8 protein-coding genes and 3 pseudogenes are annotated in these 10196 nt (G+C 56.0%); 5 read left to right on the top strand and 6 right to left on the bottom strand.

The genetic code is table 11. The features are described 5' to 3' along the window. Positions 1-1111: cystathionine beta-lyase (metC, locus tag K7431_RS19205; protein ID WP_224316749.1), on the top strand; the 1111-nt coding region annotated here is incomplete at its 5' end. A 27-nt stretch (positions 1112-1138) separates the two neighbouring features. Here metC and K7431_RS19200 read toward each other — a convergent pair. After that, a pseudogene (locus tag K7431_RS19200) lies at positions 1139-1810 on the bottom strand (GntR family transcriptional regulator); the annotation flags it as partial. Here K7431_RS19200 and K7431_RS31240 point away from each other — a divergent pair. Together K7431_RS31240 and K7431_RS19190 are read left to right on the top strand one after the other, a co-directional pair. Then, a pseudogene (locus tag K7431_RS31240) lies at positions 1799-1894 on the top strand (ABC transporter ATP-binding protein); the annotation flags it as partial. The pseudogenes K7431_RS19200 and K7431_RS31240 overlap by 12 nt on opposite strands. A 501-nt stretch (positions 1895-2395) precedes the next feature. Next, positions 2396-2722 carry an Arm DNA-binding domain-containing protein gene (locus K7431_RS19190; protein ID WP_080567177.1) on the top strand — a complete coding sequence of 109 codons (327 nt, stop codon included), beginning with the start codon at positions 2396-2398 and terminating at the stop codon, positions 2720-2722. Positions 2723-2808: 86 nt separating this feature from the next. Here the strand turns inward: K7431_RS19190 and K7431_RS30900 are convergent. Together K7431_RS30900 and K7431_RS19185 are read right to left on the bottom strand one after the other, a co-directional pair. Next, positions 2809-3017, bottom strand: a pseudogene (locus tag K7431_RS30900) (type II toxin-antitoxin system RelE/ParE family toxin); the annotation flags it as partial. A gap of 490 nt (positions 3018-3507) precedes the next feature. Beyond that, positions 3508-4533: an OmpA family protein gene (locus K7431_RS19185; protein WP_224299456.1), complete on the bottom strand. Its 1026-nt coding sequence runs from the start codon at positions 4531-4533 to the stop codon at positions 3508-3510. Between the two features lie 109 nt (positions 4534-4642). Here K7431_RS19185 and K7431_RS19180 point away from each other — a divergent pair, with 109 nt between their 5' ends. Both K7431_RS19180 and K7431_RS19175 read left to right on the top strand, forming a co-directional pair. Further along, complete coding sequence (locus tag K7431_RS19180; RefSeq protein ID WP_012723475.1) at positions 4643-5431, top strand: hypothetical protein; 789 nt, start codon at positions 4643-4645, stop codon at positions 5429-5431. Between the two features lie 215 nt (positions 5432-5646). Beyond that, on the top strand, positions 5647-6264 hold the full coding sequence (locus K7431_RS19175; RefSeq protein ID WP_012723476.1) for a LuxR C-terminal-related transcriptional regulator: 618 nt from the start codon (positions 5647-5649) through the stop codon (positions 6262-6264). Between the two features lie 19 nt (positions 6265-6283). Here K7431_RS19175 and K7431_RS19170 read toward each other — a convergent pair whose 3' ends face one another. From K7431_RS19170 to K7431_RS19160, 3 genes are all read right to left on the bottom strand, one after another. Next, positions 6284-7891, bottom strand: a complete 1608-nt coding sequence (locus K7431_RS19170) for an ATP-binding response regulator (protein ID WP_012723477.1) — start codon at positions 7889-7891, stop codon at positions 6284-6286. A gap of 541 nt (positions 7892-8432) precedes the next feature. Continuing rightward, complete coding sequence (locus tag K7431_RS19165; RefSeq protein WP_012723478.1) at positions 8433-8951, bottom strand: hypothetical protein; 519 nt, start codon at positions 8949-8951, stop codon at positions 8433-8435. Positions 8952-9538: 587 nt separating this feature from the next. Then, positions 9539-10177 carry a LuxR C-terminal-related transcriptional regulator gene (locus tag K7431_RS19160; RefSeq protein ID WP_043205157.1) on the bottom strand — a complete coding sequence of 213 codons (639 nt, stop codon included), beginning with the start codon at positions 10175-10177 and terminating at the stop codon, positions 9539-9541. Between the last annotated feature and the right edge of the window lie 19 nt (positions 10178-10196).

The raw sequence follows: 10196 nt of genomic DNA, 5'->3' as shown, positions 1-10196 counted from the left end.
GGGCGGGCGGGGCGTCAACGTTCCGGTCAGCCGGTTGAGTACGGTGATTTTCGACAACTTGACGCAAATGCGCGACGCCCGTGCTCGCCGTGATACCGAGCGCGTTCTGAGTTATGGCGCCCGGGGCAACCCGACGGCGTTTGCCCTGGAAGATATGGTGACGGAGCTGGAGGGCGGTTACCGTACCCGCCTGTTCGGTACCGGGCTGGCGGCGGTGGCACAGACGTTCCTTGCGTACCTGCGGCCCGGCGACCATGTGCTGATCACCGACGCGGTATACGCTCCCGTGCGGCGTCTGGCACGGGACCTGCTTGAGCCGTTCGGAATCCAGGTCAATTACTTCGCGCCTGACGGCAGCGACTTGCAGGCGCAACTGCAAGCCAACACGAAAATGGTCTACACCGAAGTACCCGGTTCATTGCTGTATGAACTCGGCGACTTGCCGGCCATCGCGGCGCTGTGTAAACCACGGGACATCCTGTTAGCCGTGGACAACACCTGGGGCTCGGGCTATCTGTATCGACCACTGGCACTGGGCGCGGACATCTCAATCATGGCGTTGACCAAGTACCTGTGCGGTCACAGTGATGTGGTCATGGGCAGCGTCTGCACCCGGCAAGACGTCTGGCAGCCACTGGCATCCATGAGCGATACCGTTGGCATTGCCGTCAGTCCCGACGACGCCTATCTGGTGCTGCGCGGCGCACGTACCCTGGCGGCACGCATGGAGGTGCACGAACGCCAGGCCCTGGATATCGCTCACTGGCTGCAAGCACAGCCGCAGGTGAAACGGGTCTTCCACCCGGCGTTGCCCGATCATCCCAATCACGCACTGTGGCGGCGGGACTTCGCTGGCAGCAACGGATTGCTGTCCTTCGAACTGCGAAATGATGAGGTCACCGGCGTCGAGCGCTTCATCGATGCGCTGCAGGTATTCGGTCTGGGGGCTTCCTGGGGAGGCTACGAAAGCCTCGTTACGGTTGCTGACCCATCGGATCGCAATAGCGTCTCGGATCGCCAATTGAATCCGGTCTTGCGGTTACACATTGGACTCGAGGATGTCGGGGCGTTGATTGAGGATCTGCAAAGGGGATTTGCCGCTCTGGGGTAAACCCGCCAAGGCGAACAAGCGCTCGTTTCAACGGGCGCTTGGGGATTTGAACACCCCGCTGAGGACAAAGGCATAGCGTTCCGGCCGGATGAAAAACCTGGTGCGGTCGCAGCAGCGGCCGTTGGCGAAGTACGAAGTGCGCTCCATGACTAACAGTGCTGCACCGCGTTTGATGTGCAGGGCATTAGCCAGGGTTTTGTCGGCTTCCTGCGCGCGGATCGCCAGGTCGGCGCGAGTGACCGCCATGCCGGTGATCGACTCCAGAATCGAGTAAATCGGTTGGTGCTCGACATCGGTCCACACCACGCTGGCCAGTTCAGCCGGCAAATAGCTGCGCCCGAGTGCGATGGGGTCGTCGTCGACAAAATGCAGTCGTTCCAGTAGCAGGCAATCATCCGAGGCTTCAAACAACCCACGCATATCCTCCGGTACTGGCTGCAACGCGTGATTGATGACGCGCATGCTCGGTTTGAGCCCTTGCAGCAACAAGGCTTCATGAAAGCTGCGCAACGCATCCAGCCCATGTCGAACCTGCTTGGCCGCCACGAAGGTGCCTTTGCCTTGCTTGCGTTCCACCACTCCGTCATCGCAAAGCTTGCCCACCGCCAGACGCACCGTAACGCGACTCACCGCAAAGCGTTCGCCCAACTCCGCTTCTGACGGCAGTTTGCCGGTGGGCTCGAAGTCGCCGCGCTGGATGCCATCAGCCGCAACAGCATGAATGAAGAAACCCTGCGTATCTGGGCCGAGCTGGGTCAGACGGTGCTGTTCATTACAGAAGAACGATTTATAAGGCTACTGAACTGAGTAGCTGGATGGGTCGCTACAGTAGGAGCAGATTCAGGCCGCCCTCTAGTTATCCAAGAAGTCAGTGAGTATTGTCCAGACCGGACGCTGCCGTCCGGCTGGCTATCGGTAGAAGCAAATGGCACAGCCCGGAATCACGCTTTCTTGGCCCTTGATATTCCCCAAAAACGAGTCCAGAATTAAGTCTTTTCCTGCTTCGGCAAGAAAAGAAACCCCTTAGATTTCAATGGGTCGGACGCCAGATGCGAGTCTCGTTTCCCGCTCCAATTATTGTTCTACAGGCTACTATTGAAGTCTGCAGAAACTGAAAAAGAGGCTTCGGCCTCTTTTTTCGTTCCAGTAAGTTCCACTCGAAAGCACTACCAGCCACGTTTTTTAGTACATTAATCCGGTGCTTGGTCGATCATTTTTTCGTGGGACTCGCCTCTCTGGAAACCGTACAAATCTCCTCTATTCAAACGAGACGGAGATTGTACGATGGCTCTCACCAATACGGCAGTCCGGCACGCCAAACCCCGTGCCAAGGACAACACCCTCCCTGACTACAACGGCCTCGCCCTTTTCGTTAATACGAAAGGCGCCAAGTGCTGGCACTTCCGCTTTTCCTGGGCGGATAAGCAACCCCGTATTTCTCTTGGTGCCTATCCTGAAATTAGCTTACGAGATGCTCGTGCTCTATGTGATATTGCAAGGGTCCTGGTCGCCAAGGGCATCGACCCGCGTGTCCATCGGCAGTTGTCGTGGGTCTCGATAGTCCGTCCGGGCCCAGAACCTCCCGCTTCAATTGGCCGCCGAGTCGGCTGAGAGCGAGGGCGCTCAGGTTGAGATGTAGAGGGGGCGCCAGACCTTCGCTGTTCATGGCCAGTTAAGCTTTTGGGCTAGGTCGGTGATCAGTCGCTGGGCAGGTGCAGTTGCACTTTCATTGCGTCATGAAGGAGTCGGACGACCTCGATCACGTCGTCGTTTGCCACGCGATAGAACACGATAAGGCGCGGGCTTTTGACCGTTCCATGGGGGGGTTAGCCTGCTGGCGTGAGTAGATGAGGTGATAGCTGCGTAGACCCGGTGCAAGCTCATCGCGGTCGTGGCTGCCAAAGCGCGAACGCAAACGCCGTTCTGTACAGCAGTGGCTTCCCAGCGACGACGGTCCCAGCCTCTAAAAAGTCCGTAAGCAACGAACCGGTCCTTAACCCGGCTCAGTATTCACCCGTCCTACCTGCGTCAACGCAGACTGAACAGCTGCACGAACCCCAAGTATCTGAGATACAACGTCTGCGCGCCGAGATGCTGGCCACCTATGAAGCTTCGAATAATTTGCCGCTGCTTGTCTTCGCCAAACTGGCAGGAAAATCCCGAGATCAGATCAACCCCCATATCGAGGCTCGGCGCCTGCTATCCCTTAGTCTGGGGAATCGCGGTCAGCGCATTCCCGATTGGCAACTTGATCCACTGCGGTACAAGTTGGTACTTGCTGCGTTAGCGCGGTTTCCGGATGTCGATGCATGGAGGCTTTATCGGACGGTTTCTGAGCCTCATGAGCGACTGAAGGGGCGTTCGCCAATCGATGTGCTCTGCCGCCTGGAGGCCCCTCAGTCCTGCTTGACCAACTCGACCCTGCGGTTTTGCGCTTTGCCCGCTTCGGTGACGTTGTCGGCCACCGGGTCAGCATCTCCAAAGCCAGCAGCCGACAACCTGGCCGCGTCTATGCCCTTGGCGGTGATGGCGGCGACGACAGCCTTGGCGCGGTCATATGACAGTGTCTTATTGTGCGCGGGATCACCGGTGCGGTCGGTGTAGCCGTTAATGGCCAATTTCAACGAGGCATCCTGTTTGAGTAACTGCGACAGTTGCTCGATTTGCGGTTGCGAATCGGGAAGGATGCGGGTCTGGTCAGTCGCGAAGTTGACGTGCAATGCCACCTTGCCGGTTTTATCTATCTGCGCTTTCAGTTCACTGGCCGGCAACAGACCGGCGGTTATCTGAACAGGTTTGGTTTCTGCGATGAGCAGGCCGCCGCCAAACGAGTAGCTGCACAAATGAATCCAGATGTCGCGGTCGGCTCGATGGATAACGAAGACTTGCGCGGCATTGTTCCAGATGTCGCCCAGGCCGCTGTTGTATTTGAGCGCGAAATCCCGTGGCCATTCCTGGATTTTCTGAGCAGCGTCTTGCGCAATCCTGCCGTCGAAGATCTTGTTGCCGCCCAAGGACGACACCACTGATTCGAGGTTACGCTGCAACTCGATATTGGAGAATGCCTTACCCTGCGCCGCGTCGATATGCGCCGACCAGACCTTGCCTTCCACCGCTTGCAGGCGATCGCCGGTCCAGAAGGGCACCTGATCGAATTCGGAGACATCGGGCGTGGTTGCGCTGACATATCCAGTGGGCAGCGCAATGTAGGGAAAGGCGCCCAACGGCGCATCCGACACGGGCAGGCTGGCGGCATTGAAAGCCTTGTTGTCTGCTGCCTGCACGGTTGACGAGGCCTGAATACTAAGGTTCAGGGTGATAGCTAGCGTCAGGGTAGCCGCTGCTGTTTTTTTCAATAAAGGCATCTTTTTTCCGAGCGCTCGATAAAACCTTATAAAACCGGTGCGATCAGGATCACGCAATAGCACAGCTGTCCTATTGCCTCGCCCTTTAGCGTGGGATCACAGTGGCTCTGCCGTTGATCCGTCCTCGGCATTCAACTTCCACGCCATTGATCGTTTCTGATCGAACGTGAACAAGGATCTGTTTTTGAAAAATATACCGACCGGAAGAATTGAAGCGAACACTCCGTGCGGCGTGCCGCTGGCGATGGCCTTGACCGCGATGATGCTCGCAGGCTCTACCTGGACCACCGCAGCGGTGGGCGGCACGGCTTCATCGGCACCCTGCACCAATGAAGCGGATTTCCAGCCAGGCACCGTGGTGGATTATGAGAGTCGCGACAACGTGTCGCCGGTAACTAGCCGCAGTAAAACTCAAACGCTTGGCCGTAAAGACTTCGCGGGAACCAGGCCGGTGGCTTCATTGCACACCACATTCATGAATAATTCACCCGTATTTCTCACAACCACCTACGCGCAAATCAAGGACGGCCAGTTGATTCGCTATGGCGATCAGCACGGCGCCGGCGCCTCGTTGACTACCACCCTTTACACGCCGCCTCCGGCCACACCGCTGGATTTGCAGCCCGGGCAGACCGTCAGCGTCAGTTACAAAAGCCAGGCCGGTAGCGGCGGTGTGACGGTGGGTTTCGAGGTGACGGAAAAGCTGACCTATCACGGCCGTGAGACGATCAAGACGCCGCTCGGGACGTTCGAGACCTGTCGGTTCACCAATGAAATTTCCTCGGGACCGGCATCCGGTGAACAACCGAAACAGAGGGTGGTGGTGCAGAATTGGTTTCCTGTCGAAGGGCCATACCGCGGGCAGTCAATCAGGTCAGTCAGCCCCTCGGGTACGCAGGGGCAGGAACGCATCGTTGAAGTGGTCAAGATGCGTTATGAAACGCGCGCCAACTAGATCCATTTTGTCCTGAAACAGGCAGTTATTTTTGGAGGGCGAGGTTGTACTAACGCTGCCAACGTGATGTTTCTATGGAGAGGGAAGTTTCTGAATGCCCAGTGTTTCGGATAACTAGTACAGGTGTACTAGTTCAGGTGTTCTATTTCATAAGTTGTATGACTCGGACATGATCGGTGCTTGTTTTCATTTCTGAACGGGTTGTGCTTCCTGATATGAGTTGCCGAATTGTCGTGGCGGATGAGCACCCGCTTTACCGAGAGGGGATGATAGGGTTACTCGAGTGTTTAATACCTGGAGCAAAAATAAGGCAAGCGGGAAATTTGGAAGAAGTCTGCATCTTTCTGGAGCGTTGGCAGCCTGTCGCGATGTTGTTTATTGAAGTGCGTTTGCCGGGGCTGTGCTCCCTGAAAGAGCTGGCAAAACTGTGCAAGGAAAAAGGCGATACTGCAATCATTGTGGTGTCGGCACTGGATGACGGTGTGGTCATTGCGCGTGTCATGGAGGCGGGCGTGAATGGCTTTATTGGCAAGAATATTTCAGCCGAAGAAGTACGCAGTGCGATCAACGACATTCGTAATGGCCAAGTAGTGGTCAAGTACGAATCCGATGAGTCACCGTCTTTCGAAGGTGATGAAGCGATGAGCAAACTGACGTCGAGGCAGAGGGAAGTCTGGCACTTGATTGCACAAGGTAAAACCAATAAAGAAATTGCTGCTGAACTGCAAATCTCTCCGTATACCGTGCGTGTTCATGTGTCTTCGCTGATCCGTGTGTTGAATGTCCCTAATCGAGCGGTCGCCGCGGCACGCTTCGCAGGGCGCTATAGCTAGGCCAGCGATTGATCCACGGCTAAGTCGCCGTGCGTTCGATTGACTTGATCTGTTCAAACAGCACGCTACGCAGCTCCGGCGGTCGCACGGGTTTGGCCAGTACCGAGATATTCAGTGTGTTCAGCGATTGGCGGATGGCCTCGATTTCGTGCCCGGTGATGATCAAGGCAGGCACCTCGCGACCACGGTGCTCGCGTATTGCCGCGATACATTCGGCCCCCGAGACCCTGGTGCCTAGGTCAAAGTCGGCAATGATGATGTCGCAATCGCTGCTCAGGGTATCCGCATCGCCGTGGGTTTCGACCACGCAGCCCCATTTCTCGAGCAGGGCCTTGGTCGCCATCAACACATTGGTGTCGTCTTCTATCAAGCAGATCCGCAACCCGGTCAGGCGCTCATGGACGCTTTTCACCCGAGGCGCCGTGGCCCTGGGGGCTGCTGGCTGCAAACCGGCAATTGCCACTTGGGTGCCGCGTCCGGGAGTGGAGCGGATATGCACGTCCACATTGAGCAACTGGCTGATACGCTTGACGATGGACAGGCCCAGCCCGAGCCCTTCGACATCCTTGTCGCGTACATGGCGCACCCGATAGAACTCCTTGAAAACCTGCGGCAAGTGTTCGGCGCCAATCCCGCAGCCCTTGTCGTAAACCACCACGGCCAAGCCCTTTGCCTGGCGGCGGACACCAATCAGCACCGGCTCTCCCGCGGCATATTTGATCGCATTGGAGACGAGGTTCTGCACCATAGTGGTCAACAGTCCGGGATTGATGTCGACCCACTGCCGGCAAGGGCGCAGGCGCAGCTCGATCCCGGCCCAGCGCGCGGCCTCGGTGTTCTGTTTGACCACCTCCTGTAGTAGCGCGCCGAGGTTCACCGGCTCCGATTGCGGCTCGACCTTTCGGTTGTCGAGGGTATAGATATCCAGAATCGAGCGGAACAGCTGGGAGACGGTATGCAGCGAGCGGTCGATGTTGTCCACCAGCCGCAGTTCTTCACCCCTCAGGCTAGCGTCGCGCAGGCACGCGGTGAACAGGCCGATGGAGTGGATCGGCTGGCGCAGGTCATGGCTGGCCTGGGCCAGGAAGCGTGACTTCTCCTGGTTGGCGGCGATTGCCTCTTCCGAGGCAATGCGTGTCCGCTTGAGCAGAATATGGGCGTAGGCCGGCACCACAATGGTGGTCACGATCAGCATCAGGAACATGAAGGGCTGGGCGCGCCAGAACGGATTCAACCAGAAGATAACGATCAGGGTAGACAACGCGATCACGGTTGCCAGGGCCAGATAGTGTGAGCCGAAGCGCATGCCATTACCCAGGGTCACCCAGAGCAGCGCGGCGTAGATAGGCAACGCACCTTCGCCTCCCAGGACCATGGCGAATGCGATACCGGTATAGTCATGCAGCATGGAGAACAAGCGGCGCCAGAAGAAGTGCCCTGGCCAGCGCTTGATCGCCATGCGCAGGAATATCGACGCAATGATGAACGTCGAGATATACACAATAATGGGCGTATAGGTCGCGATGTCGCCGGGGTGCAGGGCGGTCAGTATGACCATGTAGAACCATGCGCAGGCGCTGACGGTCAATCGCAGCGTCGCCTGGTCGAGTTCGCTGTTCTTTTCCACGTGATTAATCTCTTCTGACACCAAACGACACTGCGTGCATTATCGCGCGCGGGACGCATTAGTAAACCGTGTACGAATCCACTCTATAGTTACCGACCTCCTGCCCCGGTTTATGAGTGGCAAACTTATTTGGAGTGCAACTCTCTGCTAGGTGAGATTAGACATGAAAGAGTGTGTGCTGAAGAGTAGGCCATTGCCATACTAAGCGAAGCGGAAGCTGGCGAGTTAAGCGCTGCCAATGTGCATGACAGCCAAAATTTCGAGGTCCTTTGGGATTCCAGCAATACTGTACACAGGGTTAGGGCCAGCAGTGCCTATGCCGCGCGCCGCGCGAGGGCGGACAGCAGCCTTGATGCCTCAACGAGCACGGGTTGCCTGCTCTGCTGCATGGGCGCGTCCAGATTAAGCACGGGAGCCCCTCATAAAAGGAAGAGCTCCCAGCAATAGCAATCGGCAGTATGACTGCCGTCTGCTTTTCTATATCATTAACGCCGGTCTGTAAATCCCATTAATTCTTGGGGGCGAAAAGCATCTGTCAGACTTAACTTAGGGTATAACTATTAACCACGCCGTTTACAAATCGAACTCGCAAGAAATCGTAGCTTGACTTTTTCTCCGTTGTCTTAGTTCCAGTTACAGTGCCGACATCGTCCATTACGTCATACGCTTTTCCTACTTTCGCTTCCTGATTGTAAGAGTCGAGTGAGTTTTGGGTAGGTGCGTACTTACGGTACATTTTTAGCATTGCGTTCATGCCTTCTTCGCCTTTCTTGTAACTCCAGTCTTCAGCCTCGCCATTCCCTTCTAGACTCCGATGGACTTCATAAGGCGCACCAAACTTTTGACGCACTTCTGCGATCGTCGTTTTTCCTTTAATGAGATTGGCTTTAACAAAAGCGGGCGTGTACTTAGCCCCACCCCCTCCAGTGAGGCTTCCAAGTGGATCGCCCATAAAATCTCCAAGCTGATCCCCCTGGCCCGCGCAGCCTGATAAGGTTATTGCGACACCAAGCGCCACAGCGACATTACGAAAATATTTCAAATTGCTCGAAGTTGTCACAGTCATAGTTCCCTTATAGCGTGTGCGCCCATGGATGCAATATGCATGGATAATAGATTGTTTACACGAGACACAAGCAGGTATGGGCGCGTGTGTCGTTGGATGAAATAAACTTTAAGATGTTCAGTGATTTAAAGCTATTCAAAATATGCTGGCAATAGTACAGGTGTGCTAGTGTGAAAATACAAGTGTTGTGCGACTCTACAGGGTAGTAGCGAACGAATCTTGAAGCTCAACACTTTCTATTCAGCTTGGCCACGAAGGCACAGCAAGGCGATCGCAAGTTTCTTGTGATCGCGCATTCTCTAAGCAAGGGGGGAAGTATAAAGTTCTGGATAACCGTTTTACCCATTGTGATGCTGTCTAGGTGTGCAGGTCCGCTTCTGAGCGCTAGGGGCATGAGCCATTTTTATCAAACGACATACACACCGTCCAAAGGTTGATCATTCCCACGCTACGCGTGGTAATGCATCCCGTGACGCCCTGCGTCACGTTGTTCGGCGGGACGCGGGCCGTCCCAAGCGGCATTCACACGCAGAGCGTGTGAACGATCAATCAAGGCTGTGTAGATACCTCTATGTGGCGACTCATGTCTCGAGTTTGCCCGCCCACCTGCTGGCGCCGGGAAAGTTGCTGAATTGAGCCGCCGCTGCCGCACGGGTGGGCACACCCAGGGTTTTGAATAGCGTTGAAACATGGATGCGTACGGTGAACGGCGAGATGCCCAGTTGCCTGGCGATCTCCTTGTTGGTTTTGCCGGCCGCGATCAGGCCCAGCACTTGCTTTTGGCGTGCGGTGAGCGAGGAAAGGCTGGGGTCCAGGAGCGGATTTTCAGGATTGTATTTGACCACCACTTCGCCTTCACGAATCGCCATGATGGCTTCGGCGATGCCGGTCGGGTCAACATTTTTGCCGATAAAGCCATCAGCGCCTTGCGCAATGACCTGAGAAATAATCTCCAGGTCGTCGATCATCGACACTACGATGATCGACGTGCGTTTGAACTCATTGCGCAGTTGGCCGATGACTTGCATCGACGTGATACCGGGGAAGCGCAGATCCAGAATCAACGAATCGACTTCCGCGCCGGACCGCGCCAATGCCAGGACTTCATCAAGATTGCCCGCCTGTTCAATGATCGCCGTCGGTATAAGCCGCTCAATGGTTCTCAGCATACCTTCGCGAAACAGAGGGTGGTCATCTGCCACTATGATTCTATGCGTCATGCTCAAGGTCCATGGCACC

Source organism: Pseudomonas fluorescens group sp., assembly GCF_020093335.1.
GTDB lineage: Bacteria > Pseudomonadota > Gammaproteobacteria > Pseudomonadales > Pseudomonadaceae > Aquipseudomonas > Aquipseudomonas petroselini.
This window is presented reverse-complemented; position numbering and strand designations above follow the sequence as displayed.

Coding starts and splice junctions, on each gene's coding strand:
- K7431_RS19190 (WP_080567177.1), top strand. CDS start 2,396: ATGGCTCTCACCAATACGGCAGTCCGGCACGCCAAACCCCGTGCCAAG.
- K7431_RS19175 (WP_012723476.1), top strand. CDS start 5,647: ATGAGTTGCCGAATTGTCGTGGCGGATGAGCACCCGCTTTACCGAGAG.
- K7431_RS19160 (WP_043205157.1), bottom strand. CDS start 10,177: ATGACGCATAGAATCATAGTGGCAGATGACCACCCTCTGTTTCGCGAA.